The organism is Hyphomonas atlantica corrig., from assembly GCF_017795365.1.
GTDB classification, from domain to species: Bacteria; Pseudomonadota; Alphaproteobacteria; order Caulobacterales; family Hyphomonadaceae; genus Hyphomonas; species Hyphomonas atlantica.
In genome coordinates, this window is sequence record NZ_CP051254.1 from 2,371,018 (window position 1) to 2,391,682 (window position 20,665).

Annotated in this window: 18 protein-coding genes and 1 tRNA gene; 10 read left to right on the forward strand and 9 right to left on the reverse strand. The window is 55.3% G+C overall.

The annotated features are described in order from the left end of the window. Nucleotides 1–108 precede the first annotated feature (108 nt). Entirely contained in the window at nt 109–1,221 is a 1,113-nt protein-coding gene (locus HF931_RS11495) for an NAD(P)/FAD-dependent oxidoreductase (protein ID WP_035553783.1), read from the forward strand. On the opposite strand, the gene HF931_RS11500 is transcribed toward HF931_RS11495, so the two are convergent. After that, on the reverse strand, nt 1,218–2,552 hold the full coding sequence (locus HF931_RS11500; protein ID WP_051602798.1) for a protoporphyrinogen/coproporphyrinogen oxidase: 1,335 nt from the start codon (nt 2,550–2,552) through the stop codon (nt 1,218–1,220). The two genes, HF931_RS11495 and HF931_RS11500, sit on opposite strands and share 4 nt — an antisense overlap. A 179-nt stretch (nt 2,553–2,731) precedes the next feature. On the opposite strand from HF931_RS11500, the gene rfbC reads away from it, so the two are divergent. Both rfbC and HF931_RS11510 read left to right on the forward strand, forming a co-directional pair. Next, a complete protein-coding gene (gene rfbC / locus HF931_RS11505; RefSeq protein WP_035553780.1) occupies nt 2,732–3,262 on the forward strand; it encodes a dTDP-4-dehydrorhamnose 3,5-epimerase in 531 nt (176 codons plus the stop codon). Nucleotides 3,263–3,292: 30 nt separating this feature from the next. After that, nucleotides 3,293–4,201 carry an NAD-dependent epimerase/dehydratase family protein gene (locus HF931_RS11510; protein WP_035553777.1) on the forward strand — a complete coding sequence of 303 codons (909 nt, stop codon included), beginning with the start codon at nt 3,293–3,295 and terminating at the stop codon, nt 4,199–4,201. A gap of 111 nt (nt 4,202–4,312) precedes the next feature. Here the strand turns inward: HF931_RS11510 and HF931_RS11515 are convergent, their stop codons facing one another. The 4 genes from HF931_RS11515 to HF931_RS11530 form a co-directional block, all read right to left on the reverse strand. Next, complete coding sequence (locus HF931_RS11515; RefSeq protein WP_081806196.1) at nt 4,313–5,008, reverse strand: sugar transferase; 696 nt, start codon at nt 5,006–5,008, stop codon at nt 4,313–4,315. A 364-nt stretch (nt 5,009–5,372) separates the two neighbouring features. Then, the gene (locus HF931_RS11520; RefSeq protein ID WP_035553775.1) at nt 5,373–5,960 is read right to left on the reverse strand and encodes a polysaccharide biosynthesis/export family protein; all 588 of its coding nucleotides are present in this window, start codon (nt 5,958–5,960) and stop codon (nt 5,373–5,375) included. A gap of 54 nt (nt 5,961–6,014) precedes the next feature. Continuing rightward, a complete protein-coding gene (locus HF931_RS11525; protein WP_051602797.1) occupies nt 6,015–6,938 on the reverse strand; it encodes a metallophosphoesterase family protein in 924 nt (307 codons plus the stop codon). Between the two features lie 25 nt (nt 6,939–6,963). Next, complete coding sequence (locus HF931_RS11530; RefSeq protein ID WP_273240214.1) at nt 6,964–8,001, reverse strand: glycosyltransferase family 2 protein; 1,038 nt, start codon at nt 7,999–8,001, stop codon at nt 6,964–6,966. Between the two features lie 218 nt (nt 8,002–8,219). Between HF931_RS11530 and HF931_RS11535 the strand changes: the two genes are divergently transcribed. The 4 genes from HF931_RS11535 (at nt 8,220) to HF931_RS11550 (ending at nt 12,687) form a co-directional block, all read left to right on the forward strand. Further along, nucleotides 8,220–8,504, forward strand: a complete 285-nt coding sequence (locus HF931_RS11535; RefSeq protein ID WP_035553773.1) for a putative quinol monooxygenase — start codon at nt 8,220–8,222, stop codon at nt 8,502–8,504. Nucleotides 8,505–8,516: 12 nt separating this feature from the next. Next, nucleotides 8,517–9,740: an acyl-CoA dehydrogenase family protein gene (locus tag HF931_RS11540; RefSeq protein WP_035553771.1), complete on the forward strand. Its 1,224-nt coding sequence runs from the start codon at nt 8,517–8,519 to the stop codon at nt 9,738–9,740. Then, nucleotides 9,737–11,197, forward strand: coding sequence for an MFS transporter (locus HF931_RS11545; RefSeq protein ID WP_051602795.1), 1,461 nt, complete (start codon nt 9,737–9,739; stop codon nt 11,195–11,197). Before HF931_RS11540 ends, HF931_RS11545 begins: the two co-directional genes overlap by 4 nt. A gap of 71 nt (nt 11,198–11,268) precedes the next feature. Continuing rightward, entirely contained in the window at nt 11,269–12,687 is a 1,419-nt protein-coding gene (locus HF931_RS11550) for a Do family serine endopeptidase (RefSeq protein WP_420537742.1), read from the forward strand. 10 nt (nt 12,688–12,697) lie between these two features. Here HF931_RS11550 and HF931_RS11555 read toward each other — a convergent pair whose 3' ends face one another. From HF931_RS11555 to HF931_RS11565, 3 genes are all read right to left on the reverse strand, one after another. Further along, a complete protein-coding gene (locus HF931_RS11555; protein WP_035553766.1) occupies nt 12,698–14,080 on the reverse strand; it encodes an alkaline phosphatase family protein in 1,383 nt (460 codons plus the stop codon). A gap of 114 nt (nt 14,081–14,194) precedes the next feature. After that, nucleotides 14,195–15,460: a cytochrome P450 gene (locus tag HF931_RS11560; RefSeq protein WP_035553764.1), complete on the reverse strand. Its 1,266-nt coding sequence runs from the start codon at nt 15,458–15,460 to the stop codon at nt 14,195–14,197. Between the two features lie 58 nt (nt 15,461–15,518). Beyond that, entirely contained in the window at nt 15,519–16,361 is an 843-nt protein-coding gene (locus HF931_RS11565; RefSeq protein WP_035553760.1) for a TauD/TfdA dioxygenase family protein, read from the reverse strand. 59 nt (nt 16,362–16,420) lie between these two features. Here HF931_RS11565 and HF931_RS11570 point away from each other — a divergent pair, with 59 nt between their 5' ends. Both HF931_RS11570 and HF931_RS11575 read left to right on the forward strand, forming a co-directional pair. Beyond that, nucleotides 16,421–17,734 (forward strand): replication-associated recombination protein A, encoded by a 1,314-nt coding sequence (locus HF931_RS11570; protein WP_035553758.1) that lies wholly within the window; start codon nt 16,421–16,423, stop codon nt 17,732–17,734. Nucleotides 17,735–17,778: 44 nt separating this feature from the next. Beyond that, nucleotides 17,779–18,465 carry an RluA family pseudouridine synthase gene (locus tag HF931_RS11575; RefSeq protein ID WP_241764210.1) on the forward strand — a complete coding sequence of 229 codons (687 nt, stop codon included), beginning with the start codon at nt 17,779–17,781 and terminating at the stop codon, nt 18,463–18,465. Nucleotides 18,466–18,513: 48 nt separating this feature from the next. Here HF931_RS11575 and sppA read toward each other — a convergent pair whose 3' ends face one another. Continuing rightward, the gene (sppA, locus tag HF931_RS11580) at nt 18,514–20,286 is read right to left on the reverse strand and encodes a signal peptide peptidase SppA (protein ID WP_035553753.1); all 1,773 of its coding nucleotides are present in this window, start codon (nt 20,284–20,286) and stop codon (nt 18,514–18,516) included. A gap of 204 nt (nt 20,287–20,490) precedes the next feature. Here sppA and HF931_RS11585 point away from each other — a divergent pair. After that, nucleotides 20,491–20,565, forward strand: a tRNA-Gln gene (locus tag HF931_RS11585). Nucleotides 20,566–20,665 lie beyond the last annotated feature (100 nt).

A 20,665-nucleotide genomic window follows, 5' to 3' on the forward strand; every position in this document is an offset into this window, starting at 1 on the left:
ATCATGCCGATTTCGAGACAGGATTGTCTGCCAAGTAGCAAGAACCGGGCCGTGACAGAACCAAAATTCGAATTAGCGTGTCCGATATTTTTGTTCTAATTACCGCTCATGGATACAGGGTACGAAATAGAGTGCGTCGTCATTGGTGCAGGCGTTGTCGGGCTGGCGTGTGCCAGGGCGCTGGCTAAAGGTGGGCGTGATGTCTTGGTCATCGAGCGCGGTGCCGATATCGGCATGGAAACCAGTTCGCGGAACTCTGAAGTCATCCATGCGGGCATTTACTATCCGAAAGGTTCACTGAAAGCTGAATGCTGTGTGTCCGGTCGTGAAAAACTCTATGAATATCTGCAGTCGCGGTCACTCCCGTATCGCCAATGCGGGAAACTGATCGTTGCGACAAACGACATTCAGGCTGAGGAATTAGAGCGCATTGCATCGCACGCTTGGGACAACGGCGTGGATGATTTGACGATCATCGATGCTGCAGAGGCCCAGCTATTGGAGCCAGCGCTTCATGCTACCCGCGCTTTGCTGTCGCCCTCCACCGGAATACTGGACAGTCATTCCTACATGGTCAGTCTCCAGGGAGAAGCTGAAGATCATGGAGGTGTGATCGCATTCAAGACGGAAGTTGTTTCGGGCGAAGTCTTGCCAGATGGAAGGACCCGATTGGTCTGTTCAGGCGATGAAGCTGCGACGATTACGGCCAACATGGTTGTGAACGCTGCAGGTCTGACTGCTCCAGCTTTGGCTGGACGTATTGAGGGTGTGCCATCTGAGCACGTGCCCGAATTCTACTACGCCAAGGGCAATTATTTCTCACTGAGTGGCTCTACACCGTTCAGCAAATTGATTTATCCCGTGCCGGAGCCAGGCGGGTTGGGTGTGCATCTGACGCTCGATATGGGCGGGCAGGCGCGTTTTGGCCCGGATGTCCAATGGGTTGAAACACTCGACTATGAAGTTGATCCCGCACGCGGCAACTCATTCTACGAGGCGATCCGGCGCTATTGGCCGGGGCTGCCAGATGACTCGCTTGTTGCCGGATACTCCGGCATTCGCCCGAAAATATCCGGACCGGGGCAGCCGAATGCAGATTTCCGGATTGCCGGTCCTGAGGATCATGGGGTGCCCGGTCAGGTCCATCTGTTTGGCATAGAAAGCCCTGGACTCACGTCCAGCCTGGCGATTGCTGACCGGGTTGCGTCACTTCTGAACTAGGCTTCAGCGCCGTAATTCATGACCATGTTTGCGGCGCGTTCACCTGAGATGAAGCTTTCATCTGTCCAGATATACGCCCAATCGCCATACCGGCCGCAATAGGCGACACCAACTTCCTTCAGATAGTCATGTACCAGTTTGAGGCATTTGGGGCGGTCGTGGTCGAAGATGACATTGCCCCACGGGGCGTAGAGGGTCGAAGTGTGGATGATTTCTTCCCGGTCCTGAATGTAGCCGATCTTCATCAGGCTCTGGATGGTCGGTTCGATCCAGTCTTCCAGCGTACCGGTCATCGGCTTCCATTTATCTGAAAAATAGATCTCTGCCTGAATTGCGCCGCAGCCTTCCGGGGCGACGTGCGGGGAAAACATGTGAGGGAAGGACAAGCGCGAGAACGGAATGTCTGCGTCGTAGAAATAGGTCCAGTGACAATCCGAAACGTTCGCCCGATTTACCCCGATATTGATTAGTACGACCTGACTGCATGACAGGAGCGCAGCGGCCTCCTGAACATCCTTGGGGGCATCCTTGATGAGTGGGATCAGCGCCGGCAGCGGGATCGAGGAGATCAGTTTCTCATAGGATGCTTGTCCCCCATGAGAGAAGGTAAGCATCTTTTCCCTTGTGTCGATTTCGGTCACGCGATGATCGAGGTGAACCTCAGACTTCTTTGCGAACATGTCGAGGTAGGAGACGAAGCCGCCATTTGTCGGATAGCGGAAGTCCGGAATGTAGTGGACGTCCTGAGTATCCTTGTCGAGCGCGCCGTGGAGGACCTCTTCGAGATCCGGTTGGTACAGGCGCGGTCCAAGCCAATCCGTGGTCAGGTTCTTGGCTTCTGTCGTGTGGTACTTCTTGGTGTACTCGCCCGGGAACGTGTCGCCGAAGGTTGGGCCGAAGGCCGCGTGAAGCCAATCCTGATAATTGCGGATTTCGCCATACTCATTGTTTTGCGCGTGGACAAAATCCTTGATGCAATCAACGATCAATTGTCTCGGAAGACCCGCCAAATTCACCTGAGCCGGATGCTTGATCCAATGGCCTTGCCAGTAATTGTTTACGCGGGACGGGAAGGCTTGGAAGTCCTGCTCCACGCTTTCAGCAAAGAGTGTCTTGATCCGCTCATTCTTTGTAAAAGAGATATGCGGCCCTTCGTCGAAAATGAAGCCGTCCTTATAGTCGAAGCTGGCGGTATGCCCGCCAATGTGATCTCGCGCTTCGTAGATGACAGGCTTGACCCCTTGTGAGTGCAGTTGATGAGCTGCACCGAAGCCTGCGCACCCCGCGCCGAGAATGCGCACACCGCTTTCGGTCAGATTGCCGTCATTCATAGAAGTCTCCGTAAGTTCGCCATGTCCCACGCTTGCACGGCTTGTTTGGTCACGATCGCCCGTAAACCATAGAAGTTTCGATACGATGAAATGACAGCGAAAAGATTGTTAATCTCGGAATGTGATTTGCAACTTCTATAGGCTAATCCAATTTCCGGACATCACTTCAGGGGACTGACATGAAATTTGTCGAAACGCCGCTCAGCGGTGCGTTCATCGTTGAGCAGGAGCCATTCTCGGATGCGCGCGGCTATTTTGCGCGAGCTTACTGCAAGGACGAACTTGCCACGGTTGGTGCGAACTATGAATTCGTCCAAGCGAATATGTCCGGCAACGTTTCGGCCGGGACGTTGCGCGGATTGCATTATCAGAACGAAACAGCGCCGGAGGCAAAATTCTTTCGCTGTATCAATGGCGCCGTTTTCGACGTCATCGTCGATATGCGGCCAGATTCGCCGACGCGATACCAATGGTTCGGCGTCGAACTGACAGCTGAAAACCGGAAGGCGCTGATTGTTCCGCCTCTATTCGCGCACGCATACCTGTCACTGACGGACGGTGCTGAAGTGTTTTACCAGACCTCGCATGCCTACGCGCCGGGAACGGAGCGCGGTGTTCGCTGGGACGATCCGGGTATTGGAATCAAATGGCCTGCCCCGGTTACCGATATCTCCGATAAGGACCGCAACTGGCCCGATCTCGACATCTGACAAGCAGCTGCACACGCGGAAAATCAATCAATGACACAGACCATTATTGTTACAGGCGGTACCGGCTTCATCGGGTTCCATGCCGTCACGGAACTGGTTGCCCGCGGGCACAAGGTTATCGTTCCAACAAGCCGCCCGATTTCCGAGAGCGTCTCTGGAGCGCATTATGTCGCTTGCGATTTGACAGATCCAGCGGCTCGGCAAAAACTGATCTCCGAGGCTGGGGCCGATACGCTGCTCCATATCGCATGGCGTGCTGCGGTCAGCGGGCTTTGGGGAGCGCCAGAAAATACTGACTGGCTTCAGGCAAGCCTCGCCTTGGGACGGGACTTTCTTGATGCTGGTGGCAAACGCATCGCTTTGTGTGGGTCCTGTGGCGAATATGACTGGACGTCCGGAATTTGCATCGAAGATGTCACGCCATTGCGCCCGAACACGATTTACGGAACCGCGAAAGTGTCAGTTCTGCACGGCCTCTCAGCCATGTGTCAGGTGGCCGGGGCCTCATTCGTGGCAGGTCGCCCATTCTTCATTTATGGCCCTCGTGAGCACGAAAGCCGCCTGACGGCTTATGTGATCAACTCATTGCTGGCGGGAGACGAAGCGGCGTGTTCTCACGGCATGCAGCTGCGCGACTACAGTCATGTGGCGGACGTCGGCCGCGGCATGGCAGCGCTTGCCGCCAGTGATCTGACCGGCGAGTACAATATCGGAACTGGCCAGGCGGTCCGCGTCAAAGACGTCATTCTTGAAATCGCCAGCGCTGTTGGCCGGAATGATCTGGTCAAGCTTGGAGCGAGGGAAGCGCCTGCGTTCGAGCCACCTCTTATTGTCGCTGATATGTCAAAGACACGCGCATCTGGTCTCGATTGGGCGCCGCGCTTTTCGCTTGAGACCGGGGTAGCGGATACGATCGACTGGTTTCGGGCACAACTTTAACGTCAACTGACACCTGAACATTGGGCAAGGAAAAGCCGGACGAGATCGTTCATCTCGTCCGGCTTTTTAATGCGCCTTGGAATGCCGAGCTTTTATTCTCGACCTTTGGAATCAGCGTGCGCCGCGGGAGTTGAAGACCGCTGGAACCGTCAGAAAAAGGATCTTGAGATCAGACAGGAAGGAATGCTCACGAACATATTCGACATCCATCTCTACGCGGGTCTCATACGTCGTATCGCTGCGACCGCGAACCTGCCAAAGACCTGTCAGACCAGGACGGACGGCGCAATAGTCTTTGAAGTTGTCGCCATACTTCGAAACTTCGCTTTCAACGATTGGGCGTGGACCTACGAGGGACATGTCCCCACGAATGACATTGATAAGCTGGGGCAGTTCATCGATTGAGCTTTTCCGAAGGAAGTGGCCAAAAGGTGTGATGCGGGGATCGTGTGTGAGTTTCTGTGTGTCTGCCCATTCGCGGCGAGCTTCCGGGTCAGCGGCGAGTAATTCCTGCAGGCGGATATCCGCGTCAGCGACCATGGAGCGTAGCTTATAGCATTTGAATGGCACACCGTCTTTTCCGAGACGGGACTGGCGGAACAGGGCCGGTGCGCCATCCTGCAAGCGCACAATAATCGCGACTGCAAGAATAAGAGGAGCAGTGAACAACAGGATGGCGGAAGCGACGACGACATCAAATGCGCGTTTCGCCGATAGCTCAGTTCCCGGACGAACGGGCCGGCTCCTGAGGGTCGTATATGTCGAAATCTCCACTTCGCGCGACTCTTTCGAAAGTCTCAATCCCATTTTCGTCCCCTACAATCTACACACAATGTGCCGGGTTACCTGCCACACCCAACGCATTTGCTAACGAGTAGTTAACTCGGAAGATTGATTGGATGTTTATTTCTTTCAGGGAGGTTTGCAATGTTTGTACCGCCAATTTTGAAAATAATTAGCGGATGGACGCAAATTTCGCGTGTCAGGGGAAAGTAAAGGGTAAGTATTCGGCAAAACACTACGAAATTTGGGCGTTCTGGGGGTATTTCTTGCTCGTTTGAAAATGAGTGACCGATTCTAGGACAGTCGCGTGCCAAGCTGGGAATCGGGAAACAAAAAAAGCGACGCCCAGAAAGCGCCGCCTTTGCAATTTTTGAATGGTTAAGTCGCGCTAGAAAATGCGCTCACCGATCCGGATCGTGTCGCCGGGTTTAACCGCTGTATTGGTGTCGAGCGTGTAGCTTTGTTCTTCTGCGCCATCTACGCTTTTGATGAACACAACCTTCTTGTTGGCCCGATAGGTAAATCCACCCGCAGCCGCCACGGCATTCAGAACGGTGAGGCCGGATGTGTAGGGATATTCGCCGGGTGAGCCTACTTCGCCGAGAATGTAGAAAGGACGATAGTTGATCACTTCCGCACTTACGCGTGGGTTCAGGATGTAATCACCATCAAGCGTTTCGACGATACGAGCTTCGAGTTCTGGTGTGGTGAGGCCGAGCGCGTCGAGCTGGCCGATCAGTGGCAATGAAATTGCGCCGGAGCCGTCAACATCGAACTCGCCGGACAGGTCCGGGTGGCCGAACACAGTTACACGAAGGCGGTCGCCATTACCCAGGACGTACGCCGGAGCAGTGCGCTGGTCGGTCGCAACATCGGTCGCGTCTGAGCGCTGTGTGACGGTGCCGGACTGGCAGGCAGAAACGAGCAGGAATGTACCTGCCGCAAGCGCCAACAAAATAGCACGAAATATGGTCATGTCCCCAAATTCTCCCTGATTGGACGGCACCCGCCGCCAAGCTATGATTAGTCTTTAACTCGGACTTGTTTCCAGAAAGCTGACATCAGTGCCAAAAAGTCTGGCAGCCGATAAGCGTCCACTAATGAAGGCTCCGGTATCGAGGCCGATTCTACGATTATCGCGGAAGACGTCATCTGCTGGCGTGTGGCCGTGCACGATGACGTGCTCGAATTCTGCTGCATCATCCAGGAATTCATCTCTGATCCACAGCATGTCCCGGTCAGATTGCTGATCCAGAGGAACATCAGGACGCACACCTGCATGTACGAAGAGATAGTCGCCCGCGATGTGATGGGTCTTGAGGGATGCGTAGAATTCAAGGTGCTCTTTCGGCAGCCGATCGCGAAATCCGGTCCAGACCTGGTCCCAGGCTTTCTTCGCCGCTTGCATCGCTTCGTGTGACGTCAGGCTGGAGCGCGTGTTCGGTGGTTGAAAGCCATAAGAGTAAAGTGTTTCCCCGCCGCCATATCGGACCCATTGTTTTCCGAAACTGGCATCATGGTAGAAACGCAGAAGCGCCTCCTCATGGTTTCCCATCAGGAAGACTGTTTCAAAACTATCAAGGCGGTCGCTGATTAGGAAATCGATGACACTGCGGGACTGCAGCCCCCGATCAATGTAGTCCCCGAGAAAGACGATCGTGCACTTGGTGCCTTCAGGCAGCGTTTGCCGATCTTGCTTGATTTGATCGATGAGGCGTTCCAACAGATCGTGCCGACCGTGAATGTCGCCAATAGCATACAGGCATTCGCCGTCCGGCGCTGCAGATACGCGAGTCAGCGCCTGAGCAGGAGCTGGTTCGGCCTCTGCCTCGGTTGGCGTCGAGAACGCTTCGAACCGTTGCCGCATCCGCGCGCGCAAAGACGTGGTCGAGCGGGTCAGTTGCCCGAGGCGCTCGATAAACGACTTTTGAATTTGCTGCGTCAGCTTTGCCATGGATGCTCAATGATTAATGAATTGTTTATAGTGGTTTTTGGGTGGAAACCAAAGGCGAGGCGGTGCCGGAACGCTTTGGAAGTATGGTTTCGCGCAAGAAACCGGCGGCCCAACTCATATGAATGGCGAACGACACAACGCCCGCGTAAAGCCCGCAGATTGATCTCTTGCTTATCGCGATGACCAGCGAAGCTGCGCCAAGAACCAAAAGGTACATGATTGGCAGAAGAAGAGTCCACCAAATGAACGGTGCGGCTATCAGGCTCATCAGATTTGCAAGCAACGCCACAATTGGCAGCGCTTGTCGTAATTTCAGCACTTCCTGGTGTTTGCGAATGGTGCGGGCGCGCCCTTTGCCATAATTGAAGTATTGCCTGGCCAAGGCGGTGGCGCTGCTGCGAGGTACATACTGAATGCGGATGTCTGCATTGAGAAAAATGCGTCCTCCTTGTTGCGCGACGCGCGCATCGTATTCGGCATCTTCATTGTGAGAAAACGTATCGTCGTATCCGCCAACTTTCTTGAAGACCCTCAAATCGAAGCCAGCGTGATGACCATGATCGACATAACCGGACTTCCGCCCCGCCTTGTGAGCAGATCCGCCTGATCCAAGTATTGTGTTTGAGACCCATGCATTGGCCTTCTCGAAGCAGGATTGGCCAATGGCGTCCATCGGTACGACGACAGATGCGGCTTGGGTGGACTTCAATGAATCGACGACATCCAGAATGAAATTTGGCGGATAGATCGAATGTGCATCGCAACGCACCATATAATCGGTGTGGTCTGAGCCATATGCCTCGACGGCCAGATTGATTGCTGCAGCCTGTAGCCGTTTGGGGTTTTTCAGGACGATCAAATTTGTGAACTCGCCTTTGAGACCCTCGACAATCTCAACAGTACGGTCGTGACTTCCACCGTCCGCGATGACGAGTGGAATTTCCTGTAGCGCTTTGTCGCCCACCAATAGGGAGCGAATGCACGCCTCGATGTGAGCTTCCTCGTTCAAGGTCGGAATCACGGCTATTGCGTTCGACTGCGATGCATATGTCGACTTCGGCATAGTGTTTCTTTCCATAACATCGGAAGGCATTGAGGGTCCTGAACGTCTGCTTCTGTTTAGGAACAGCAAAATTCATTCCAAAAGCTAAGGCCCATGTCGAGAGGCTGGCAAAACAACGCTTCAACCGACCAAAACCTGATCGCTCCCTCCCTTACGTTAGCCTTGCCGTCGGCGCCGAACATCCTAAGGATAGACGCATATATCAGGAGGAAATCGACATGATTGGTGTGGTTGTGAACCTGTCCATTCAAGAGGGCAAGGAAGCGGAATTTGAACAGGTCGCAAGGGACCTGATGGCGAAGGTCAAGGCCAGCGAGCCGGGCTGTCTCACATACCAGCTCTATAAATCCAAAGACGGCTCCTACGTTTTCCTCGAAGAGTATGCCAGCCAGGACGATCTGGATGCGCATGGCAAGACCGAGCATTACACCGCAGCTGCGCCAAAGCTGGGCGCATGCCTCGCTGGCGCGCCACAAATTACCTACCTCACAAGCGTGGATTGATCCGAGACAATTATGGACCTCTCATTTACCAAGGAAGACCTTGAGTTCCAAAAAGAAGTCAGGGATTGGATTGCCGAGGCGTATACGCCTGAGCTGCGTGCGAAAATGGCCATGTCGAAGAACGGGTATCTCGACAAGGACGGCCAGGTGGAGTGGCAAAAGCGCCTTTATGAAAAGGGCTGGGTCGCGCCCAACTGGCCGGAAAAATATGGTGGCCCCGGTCTGTCACCATCCGAGCGCTACATCCTGAACATGGAGCTTTCCGCTGCCGGTACTCCCACGGTCAGTCCGATGGGGATATCGATGGTCGCGCCAGTTCTGATGGAATTCGGTTCAGACGAGCAAAAAGAAAAGTACCTTCCGCCGATCCTCCGGTCTGATGTCTGGTGGTGCCAAGGGTATTCAGAGCCGGGCGCTGGATCTGATCTCGCTTCACTACAGATGAGCGCGGTGCGCGACGGTGACGACTACGTTCTCAACGGTTCGAAGATCTGGACCACGCACGCGCAGTGGGCCGACATGATCTTCTGTCTGGTCAGAACTTCCAAAGAGGGTAAGCCTCAGGAGGGGATCAGCTTTATCGTGTTTCCGATGACTCTGCCGGGTATCACTGTTTCCGCACTTCCTACGCTGGATGGACCACTGGAAGGGCAGCAGGAGATCAACCAGGTCTTCTTCGAGAATGTCCGTGTGCCAGTGGCTGAAGCGCTTGTAGGCGAAGAGAACAAGGGCTGGACCTACGCGAAATACTTGCTCCAGTTCGAGCGTGGCAATGCGTATGCCCCGGGTCTTCGGAACATGCTGAGAAAGGCGCGAAAGATAGCCAGTCTGGAGCAATCTGAAGGTGAGGCGCTTATCCGTGATCGGGATTTCTCTCGCAAGCTGGCGAACATGGAAATCAAGATCGACAGTCTGGATGCAACTGAGCAGAGGATTTTTTCGGCCTTGTCGGCGGGGCAGGCAGTTGGCCCTGAGAGCTCCATGCTCAAATGCGAAGGGTCGGATACCCAGCAGGCGATCACGGAATTGATCCTGGAAGCGACCGGCGCCTATGCTGCACCATTTGTTCAGGACAGTTTCGCTGTCGCGCGGGATGGCGCAAATGCTGACCTGCCAATGCCGCAATATGCCGTGCCTGTTGCGCCGAGTTACTTCAACTATCGCAAGACGTCGATCTACGCTGGTTCAAATGAGATCCAGCGCAACATCATGGCCAAGATGGTGCTCGGCCTTTGACCTTTACGGCAGCGCCCACGCCAGTCGTACGCAAGCCGGGCTTCCTGACCAGGATTGCTTATGGCGTGGGCGGTGCCGCGAGCGGGGTCAAGAATAACGGCTTCGAATATTTTCTGCTGCTCTACTATAGTCAGGTCCTGGGCATCTCTGCGTCGCTTGTTGCTGGCGCGTTGTTCCTGGCTCTTGTCGTTGACGCTGTGTCGGATCCGATTGTCGGGTATTGGTCGGATAATGTCCGCACACGCTTCGGGCGTCGGCACCCCTTCATGTACGCAGCCATGTTGCCCCTTGGCGTTGCATATTTCCTGACCTGGAATCCTCCGGAGGGACTGGATAGCCAAGGATTGTTTGTCTGGTTGGTTGCGATCACGATCACCGTGCGGCTGTGCTTTACGTTTTACGAAGTGCCAAGCCTCGCACTCGCCGCAGAACTCACGCAGGATTACGACGCCCGAACCAGCCTCATGTCATTCAGGTATTTCTTTGCCTGGATCGGCGGCTTGGCCATTCAGGTTGCCTTGCTGACTTTGCTATTGCGGCCAACCGAAACGGTGAAGATGGGATTCTTCAATCTGGATGGATGGCACACCTATGGGTTCTGGGCAGCGGTCACGATCGTCGGTGCCATTTTTATCTGCAGTGTCGGCACCCATCGTTATATCCCACACCTCAAGGCAGCGCCGCCTGCTCGCAACCTCACCATCGGCAAAGTGTTCAGTGAGATATTCGAGACCGTTTCGAATCCGTCATTCCGGGCGCTATTTCTGGCGACACTTTTCGGTCTGTTCGCGAGTGGAATATCAGCGGCATTGAATCAGTACATCAATGGCTTCTTCTGGGGCTTTGACACCGATCAGATTGCAGGGCTAACCATGGGCGTATTCCTGTCGGCTGGCATGGCGCTGGTGCTGGCACCGCTCATCGGGAAATCGCTGGGCAAGAAGCGCGGGGCGATCATCATCGGCTTGTTCGCCTTTACAATTGCGCCAGCCCCCGTTCTGGCGCGGCTGTTCGGGCTCATGCCTGCCAACGGGACTGACGCGCTGTATTATATCGTGCTCGTGATCACTGTGGTCGATGTGGCGTTGATCATTGTGACGCAAATGCTGATGGCGGCGATGGTTGCGGACATTGTTGAAGAAAGCGAACTTGCCACAGGGCGCCGTTCCGAAGGCATCTTCTTTGCGGGTATCAGCTTCATTCGGAAGCTTTCGCAGGGGGCGGGAATTTTGACGGCTGCCGTCGTATTGTCGGTGGCAGAGCTACGGCCGGGCATGCAGCCGGGTGAGGTGGCGGATGCTTCGCTGGACCGTCTCGGATGGGGGTATGCTGTGTCGCTGCTCGTAATCTGGATGCTCATGATTTTCTGTCTGAGCTTTTATCGTATCAGCAGGGAAAGCCATGCAGCCAATCTGGCTGCACTCGCAGCCAGGGATGAGCCGGGCACAACTCCCTGAAAAAACTCACTGATTTGTCATGAAGTGAGGAATTGCCACCTGCTTCACGCCGCAATAGAGCCATAGTCATGATGCATACACTCCGCATGACGAAACACGTTTCGAAGTTCCTGGTCGTTGCCGGGCTTTCGGTTCTGGCCCTTCTTGTCCTGGCTTTGTTGCCACTGTTCGCAAGCGCACAGCGACTGCCGCAGTCACAAACCGAAATTGATCTCAGCTTTGCGCCGCTTGTCAGGGAAGCGTCGCCGGCTGTCGTCAACGTGTTCACCGAACGTATGGTGTCCAATCGCGTATCGCCAATGGAGCAAATGTTCTTTGGCAATGCCATTCCCAAGCAGCGTCGCCAGAATTCGCTTGGGTCCGGTGTGATTGTCGGATCAGACGGTGTGATTGTAACGAACAATCATGTGATCGAAGGTGCGGATACGTACCGTGTCGTGCTGAGTGATCGCAGGGAGTATCCGGCTGAATTGGTGCTCGCGGACGAGCGGACTGACCTTGCTGTGCTGAAGATCGACACTGAGGGCGCGGTGTTGCCGGTATTGCCATATGCAGACACGCGTGCGGCGCAAGTCGGCGATCTTGTGCTGGCCATTGGAAACCCGTTCGGCGTTGGCCAGACTGTCACCAGCGGCATTATCTCTGCGACGGCGCGAACAGATGTCGGAATCTCTGACTATGCCTTTTTCCTGCAGACCGATGCGGCGGTGAATCCAGGGAATTCAGGCGGCGCTCTGGTCAATACCAAGGGCGAACTCGTTGGCGTGAATACGGCGATCTTTTCTCGCTCCGGCGGTTCGAACGGGATCGGGTTTGCCATTCCGGCAGAGATGGTGAAGCGCGTGGTTGACGCGGCCATGAATGAAGGCACGTTTGTACGCCCTTGGCTCGGTCTCGCCGCGCAATCCGTCAGCTATGACATTGCAAAAGCTCAAGGTCTCGATCGGCCGGTCGGCGTGATGGTTACCGAGGTCTATGATGATGGTCCCGCTGATGAAGCCGGACTGCGCCGCGGCGATCTGATCACCGCCATCGATGGACGTGAAGTCTTCGATGAGAAGGGTCTGAAATTCCTGGCGGCCGTGCGGAGCCCCGGTGAGGAAGCGTCGCTGACAGTGCTTCGCGGCGGCAAGACCCAGAACATGGGTGTGACCGTGGCCCCGCCACCCGGTGCCAGCGAGGCTGACGTTGTATTGCTGGAAGGACGGACCGCATTCTCAGGTGCGCGCGTGGTTGAGCTCTCTCCTCGTTTGGCTGAGGAAAACGGGCTGGATCCTTTCCAGAAAGGATCAGGCATCTATGTCTATTCAGTCATGCGCCGCTCTATTGCGCGGAATTTCTTCCGCCCCGGAGACATTGTGCGCTCGGTGAACGGCGTTCAAACGAAGACGGTTGATGAGCTCAAATCGGCGCTCAACGAGGGAGCCAGTAGCTGGGATATTGAGATAGAGCGCAACGGCCGGGTCGTGCGCGGCACAGTCCGGCTTTAGGCGGGATGTCTCACTCGGCCGCGACTTTTGATGCAGTCTGGTCTGAAAACATATCCAGCATCAACCCATAGGCGTGCTCCAGTGGCAGTTTGTCGACATGTCGCTTTGCTGATCCGTCGACGCTTTGCACCCAAAACGCTCCATCGCGGCAATGCTTAGAATTGTTCACTTGGCCTACCAGCATGAACAGCTCCTCAAATGAGGTGCTTTCTCCATTTTTGGCGTTTGTCACTTCAAACCCGGGTCCGGTCTTCGATATCAGACCACACCAGAACATGATCCGATTTGCAGTGCGGCGCCATTCCATGATGGTCTTTCCGTTCGACTGAAGCGCGGCGAGCGTTGCTTCTGCTTCGATGGCGGCTGCTTCAGACTGGAATGTGGCCCAAGCCTGATGTGTCATGACCGGTTCGAAACTAACAGGTTGCGGTCCACCAGCCCATTGAAACAGGTCTTTGAAGCTGTGAGGGCGATACACGAATTTGCCGCCAATATGTTCATATTGGGTATTGGCTTGCTGGCTTAGAGCTGTCGCCAAAACGATCCGACCGGTTGGGCCAACCAGATCAAAGGCCTTGCCAACGATCCGGTCCATGTGACGATACGAATCCTCGATTGCCGAACCGTAGTTCCGCACGTCTTCTTCAGAAGGTTTCACCTGGTAGGAGTCCGGATCCATCTGACGCCAGTATCGGTGCTGAAGAAACGCTGTCGAATTGGCGAAAAACGTCGCGAACTGTGGACGGCGCTTTTTCCACGTCTTTGCGAATACGTCCCACATCATCCAATCGAGGACGAGCGCGCGCCCCCATTTGCGATCGCCAGATGCGGTCTTCTCGCCGGCGATCTGGCTCATGGCCGTTGTAACCGTATTCAATGAAAGCCCATGACCAAGCATGAACTTCATAAAATTCATGGCGTCAGCGGAAGTTGGCTTGGCATTTGGGTTGGTATGCTCGGCAACATGAAAGCTGATGAATTTGTGAAAGGCCTCATAAGAGGCGTCGCTTGGCGTGACATTGGCAGACCACGGGTCCGGCACCAGGAAGACGCGGTCTTTGCGCTTTGCGTCTGCGTTCATTGAACCGAAGACCACGCTCTCCACACCGGATTCCGCCAGAGTGTCCCAGACACGAGCTGGCTTGATGAGATGTCCTTCGTCCAACTCGGCGGCGCCGTGAACGCTCTCGGGCTGACCAGTGTGAAACGTGGGCCACTGTACCCAAGGTTCCAGCGTTGGGTCATCCGTGTGAGTTACGAAAACTTCTGAACTGTCGCGAAGCTTCTTGAAATTCGGAAGTTGATCCGCGGCGATCATGCGCTCCAGAATTGGTGGGCACAACTCGTTCAATTCAAGAACGAGTACCGACCCGGTCTTCAAATCAGCCTTCATAACAAACACGGTCCCCTTAAACGCCAACGCTTTCTGCGATCGCATTTTTTATGCATGAATTGGGCCAAGTGTCGATTACATCGCTTCGAAATTCAACCAGACTGGTGGAACGCGTCAGGCAGTCGCCTTTGGATGCAAAATCACAGGCAGTTTTTCGTAACCAAGCACGAAATTGGACAATACCCTTGTCGGTTCTCCCGTGACTTCCACGCGGTCAAAGCGGCGCAGGATTTCCTCCCAGAGAATACGCAGTTGCATTTCTGCGACGCGATTTCCCATGCATCGGTGAATCCCGAACCCGAATGAAAGGTGGCGCCGGGCATTTGCGCGATCAATCCGGAATGTATCGGCGTCGTCGATTACCTCTTCGTCCCGGTTGCCGGAAACGTACCACATGACCACTTTGTCGCCTTTGCGGATTTTCTGGCCGCCGAGTTCGGTATCTTCTGTCGCCACGCGTCGCATATGTGCAAGCGGCGTTTGATAGCGAATGATTTCTGAGACCATATTCGGGATCAGCGAGGGATCGGCGCGTAGCTTATCGTATTCTTCGGGAAACTTGTTCAGGAAGTAGACGCCCCCTGAAATCGAGTTTCGCGTCGTGTCGTTCCCACCCACGATCAGCAGCATGAGATTGCCGAGCAGTTCGATTGGATTGTCGACCATGTGCTTGGTGTCGTCGCTGTGAGCGAGCAGGGAGATGAAATCAAACTTTCGGGGCTCTGCCGCCCTTTGGCGCCACAGCTGAGTGAAATAGGCGACGCATTCATTCAGATGCTTCATCCGCCATTCCATATCTGTGCCGACGATGCCAACAGCGTCGCTCGTTGTCGCAACGTCTGACCAGAAGGGCAGCTTGTGACGATCTTCGAACGGAAAGTCGAACAGTGTCGCCAGCATTTGTGTTGTCAGTTCGATGGAAACCTTGTCGACCCAGTTGAATTCTTCACCGACTGGCAGGCTGTCCAGAATTGTGCTGACGCGCTGTCGGATAAGGTCCTCGAGTTCTGACAATTGGGTCGGCGCGACCGCAGGCTGCGCCACCTTCCGCTGAATGTCATGGAGCGGAGGGTCCATGGCGATAAACATCGGTGGCTGGAAATTGTCGCTGGGATCGCCAATCACGATGCTCGGCTCAGACGAGAATGTCTTGTGATTGGAGTCGACGGCGATGATGTCGTGATACTTGGTCACCGACCAATATGCGCCTACGGAGCTTTCCGGGCAGTAGTGTACGGGCGCTTCCTGTCGCAAACGCCGGAAATACTCGCCTTGCATGTCGTTCTGAAATATCTCCGCCTTGGACACGTCAAATGTCTCAAGCGGCAGTGTCCAGGGGTCTGGAATTGCGCTCGCAGCCCCATACTCGGTATCGGCCATGTGTTCCTCCCGTTTTTTTCTTTTCAAAGTACGCCTGAAACGGGCAGGAGGCCAGCGCTCAGGTAGCGCCAATTGTTGTGCGGTGCAGCAGGCGGGCATGACCAGGATAGCCGCCGGTCGCCATGTGAAGCAGGCAGCGATTGTCCCACATGACCAGCATGTTCTCTCGCCATTTGTGTCGATACTGGAACTCCTGCCGGGTTTGCCAGCGGTAGAGCTCTGTCAGGAGAGCCCAGCCTTCGTCGTCCGTCATGTCTTCGAAACCCGTAATGTAACCGGCGGCGCCAAAAAGCGTCTCCCGGCCGGTTTCGGGATGTGTACGAATGACATCATGAGTTTGTGTCGCCTCCGCATCGGAAGAGGCGATTATGGTCATGCTCCTGCCGTTTTCCTTGTCCGCTTCACCATACATGCCGCCCGGCGCGTAGGCATTGCGGGCGGAGTGGACGGCTTTTCGTCCTTCCAGCCGACTGCGTAACTCTGACGGCATGTGTTCCAGAGCCAGATACTGGTTTGAGAACAAGGTGTCGCCACCCGATGGGGGGATGGTGATTCCGAACAGGCACGTTCCGCTTGGGGGTGATTCCTGAAAGCTCCAATCCGTGTGCCAGCTCTCAGCGAAGATCGGAGCTGTCTCGTCCGCGGCGCGCTGAACCGCGATAATGTGTTCGTGTCCGTCGATGGGTGCGATAAACGGGTCATCTCCGAAGGGGCCAAAATAGAGCGTGAAGCGTTCAAGATCTTCGTCGCTCATTTCCTGGTCCGGGAACACGAGAACCAGGTGGTCCAGCCACGCCGACCGGATTTCATCTACGGTCTCTTTGGCGAGTGGTTGGGTCAGGTCAACGCCGCGAACAACAGCGCCGCACGCTTCCCCCGTTGGTGCAATCTTCAATGTCATTATATGTCTCCTCCACCTTCCACCTTATCACGGCATTCAAACCCGCCTAGAACGAGCTCATGACCGACCTTTTCTCTGCATCCGGCCTCTCGGAAGGCGCGCCGCAACCATTGGCGGACCGCTTGCGCCCAAAGTCTCTTTCGGAGGTCGTTGGACAGGACCATTTGTTGGGGGCGGACGGCCCACTACGGCGTATGCTCGACGCCGGGCGTTTATCCTCCATTGTTTTCTGGGGCCCGCCCGGGGTCGGGAAGACTACTATCGCCCGTCTGTTGGCGAGCGAGACGGATCTCGAATTCGAGGCCATAAGCGCGATTTTTTCCGGCGTGAAGGATTTGCGCGCAGCGTTCGAGCGTGCTGAGGCCCGCCGTTCGACCGGCAAGGGAACCTTGCTGTTCGTTGATGAGATCCACCGGTTCAACAAAGCGCAGCAGGATGGGTTCCTGCCCTTTGTCGAAGGGGGGACCGTGACGCTGGTTGGGGCAACAACCGAGAATCCAAGCTTTGAAATCAATGGCGCTTTGCTGTCGCGGTGCCAGGTCATGGTGTTGAAGCGATTGGACGAGACCGGGCTTGGTCAACTCATTCAGCGTGCTGAAACCCTGGAGGGGAGGGCGCTGCCGGTAGCACCTGCCGCACGCGCGGTTCTGATGGAAATGGCGGACGGCGACGGGCGCTATCTGCTTAACCTGGTCGAGCAGGTCTATACGTTCGCCGGCAAAGGCGATGTCCTCTCAGTTGAGGCGATGTCTACTGCGCTTCAGAAACGTGCGCCTGCCTACGACAAATCCGGCGACGGGCATTACAATTTGATCTCGGCGCTTCACAAATCCGTTCGCGGATCAGATCCGGATGCGGCGATGTACTGGTTCGCGCGTATGCTGGAAGGCGGAGAAGATCCTCGCTTCATCGCGCGCCGACTTGTCGTGATGGCGAGCGAGGATATTGGTCTCGCGGATCCGACGGCGATGATGGTAGCTGGCGAGGCAGCCAGAGCCTTCGAGCGGTTGGGAGATCCGGAAGGGCTTATTCCGTTGGCGCATTGCGTTGTTCATCTGGCGACTGCCCCGAAATCGAACGCTGCCTATATGTCCCTGCACAAGGCTCGGGCAGCCGCGAGAGAGACTGGCAGCTTGATGCCGCCCAAAACCATTCTGAATGCACCAACCAGCATGATGAAAGATCAGGGCTATGGGGACGGCTACATATACGATCATGATACGGAGGAGGGCGTGTCTGGTCAGAACTATTTTCCGAAAGAAATGGGGCGCCCCGTGTTTTATGAACCGACCGGACGTGGGCGAGAACGCGCAGTGCTTGAGCGCATGAACTATGTTGCCGAAATTCGTAAACGCTATCGGGGTGACTCATGAGAAATCGCCCGTTGCCGTCTCTGAGGGAGGCGGATCGTGCTTATGTGAGCAGTATTTTGCTCCATGAAGACAGCCAAGTGATCGTTTTCGACAAGCCGTCGGGATTGGCTGTGCAGGGCGGCGGGGGTGTTGAGCAGTCGCTGGACGACCTGCTCGTGGCTTTTGCCAAGTCAAATGGGAAGAGGCCGCGGCTGGTTCATCGTCTTGATCGGGGGACGTCAGGCGTTATCATCGTCGCACGGACAAAGCCTGCTGCAGCGTTTTTGTCTAAGGAATTCTCTTCACGCCGTGCACGGAAGACGTATGTTGCTGTCGTTGAGGGAAAAATCCCTGATGGCGACGAGGGCGTGTTCGACCAGCCACTTGTGAAAGTCGAAGAGGGTGGTCGCCCGCGCATGTTGATCGCCAAGCCGGACCGCAAGGGGAAACTGTCCGCCGCAACCGCTTGGCGAGTTGTATCTCGTACTGGCAATCACGCCGTGTTGGAGCTCTCACCGGAAACTGGGCGCATGCATCAAATACGGGCTCACCTGATGGGGGCGGGCTGTCCAATTCTCGGAGATCACCTTTACGGCACTGGCCAGCGATCAGCGGATCGACTCATGTTGCACGCGCAGTCACTTGAGATCACGCATCCTGATGGAGAGAGGCGGACATTTAGTGCCCCGGTTCCCAGTGAGTTTGAGCGGGTCGCGACAAGGCTCGGTTTAGCCCTTGAGTACGGCACATAAAAAAAGCCCTCCATTTCGGGAGGGCTTTTGTCAGGAATGAGTGATTGCCTATCTCTCTCTGAAGCGTGGCATCACGATCTGGGCCTGTCCGGAATTGACGGCTTCCATCGTTGCCATTTGCTCGATCAGTGCTTGGACATTCTTATCGTCGGTCAGGCGGTTGAGCATGATGGCGGCCTCGGCGCCTTCGGCGGACACGCCGAACAGAGCTTCAAGAGCTTCCAATCCGGTCGGACGGTGCGGGTAGTAGACCAGACGTGGAGTCACATCCGCTTCGATATCGGCCAGTTCCTTTGCCTTTTCGACAGCGTCCATGAAGGTCCCGAGTTCATCGACCAGACCTACTTCCAGAGCGTCGGCACCTGTCCAGACGCGGCCACGAGCCACTTCATGCACTTCGTCATACGTCATGCCGCGACCATCTGCGACGATATTCAGGAACCGGTCATAGCCGCGCTTGAGCATGTCCTTTACGGCGGCTTCCTGCGTATCGGTGAACGTTGACGTGCCATAAGCACCCGCAAACTCGCCGCCGACAGTGACCCGGTCGAAAGTGATGCCGAGTTTGTTCAGGCCACCTTCAATGGCGAACTTGCCACCAAAGATTCCAATTGAGCCAGTCAGTGTTGCACGGTTTGCAAGAATATAGTCAGCGCCGGCAGAGACGTAATATCCTCCGGATGCCGCGAGCGACCCCATCGAAACGATTACCGGCTTTCCGTCTGCCTGTACCGTTTCAATTGCATTCCAGATCTGGTCCGCCGCAATCGGGGATCCGCCAGGGCTGTCGACGCGGAAAATAATGGCTTTCACTTTGTCGTTCGCCCCAGCGTCCAGAATGGCGCGCGCGATGTTGTCCGACGCGAAGCCAGGCGGAGACGCGAATGGAGAGTCTGATTCAGAGCCTCCCGTGACGACTGCGCCTTCACCGCCAACAACCGCGATTTGCGGGGCGCGCAATCCGGGGGCAGGGGCCTGATAGGATACGAGGTCGACCAATTGCGCCCCCTTGCCACCCTGTTCCAAGGCAGCTTCGGACGCTTCTTCAGGGTATCCGGTCTTATCGAGCAATTTCAGTTCAACGGCTTTCTCCGCTGGGATCATGCCCCCTTCGAGCGTTGCTTTCAGGGATGACACGGACAAGCCACGGTCCTCAGCGATGTCGCCAAGACCTGTTTCCCAGAGCGATTCAGCCAGTGCCCTCATCGCTTCCCGGTGCGGCTCTGTGTAGGAGGTTTCGTTGTAGGAGTTTGGCGCGTTCTTGTATTCATAGAACGGATACACTTCAGGTGTGACGTCAATTTTTTCGAACAGACCTTTGAAGAATTCCGTTTCGAACGTCAGTCCGGGAACAACCAGGTCTGCGCCGGGCTGCATCCAGATTTCATCCGCCGCCGAGATGGACCAGTAGGCAGAGGGGCCGCCAACGCCCAGCGTACCTTGTGAATGCGCGATGACGAATTTGCCTGAATCGCGGAAGCTGTGGATGGCTTGGCGAAGTTCTTCAGCTCTTGAGCTGCCCGTGCCAATGAATGCGCCGCGGATAAACAGGCCTTTGACAGACTCATCATCTTCTGCCGCCTTGAGGCGTGTAAGGAGGTCGATGAAGCCGGGCGAACCAGACAATGCGGCGAAGCCACCGGATGGAGCTTGGTCTGACAGCTCCATGTTGAGGTCCATGGAAAGGACCACAGCATCAGGGCGCTCAGGTTTTGAGCTTGATGCTCCAATTATGAGCATCATGAAAAATGAGAAGATCAGAAAAATAAAAATGAACATGGCGGCAAGGGCGCCTGCCATGGAAAGGAAAAACGTCTTCATCTAGTTGGGGTCTCCATCGGCACGGTCTGGGAGTCTATGGTTTTCTGTAAAACGATATTGCCGATTATCGATAAAAAGTAAAGGTGGGCATAGCATCCGTATTAAAATTAGGGCGGATCGACGCATTACCTGCACAAATCCACTGCAAAGGATGAGATCGGGTGTTGCCAGCCACCGCAAGAGTGGCTATTTCGGCGCCTTCGTTGGGGTGTCGCCAAGTGGTAAGGCACCGGTTTTTGGTATCGGCATTCCCAGGTTCGAATCCTGGCACCCCAGCCACTTCTTCGCAGTTGCCACACAAGTGGTATGATAGCGAACGACAAATATTTTGAGATACTGTATCACGCCGGTTGCGTTCGGGCGTGTGCCCGATATTTTC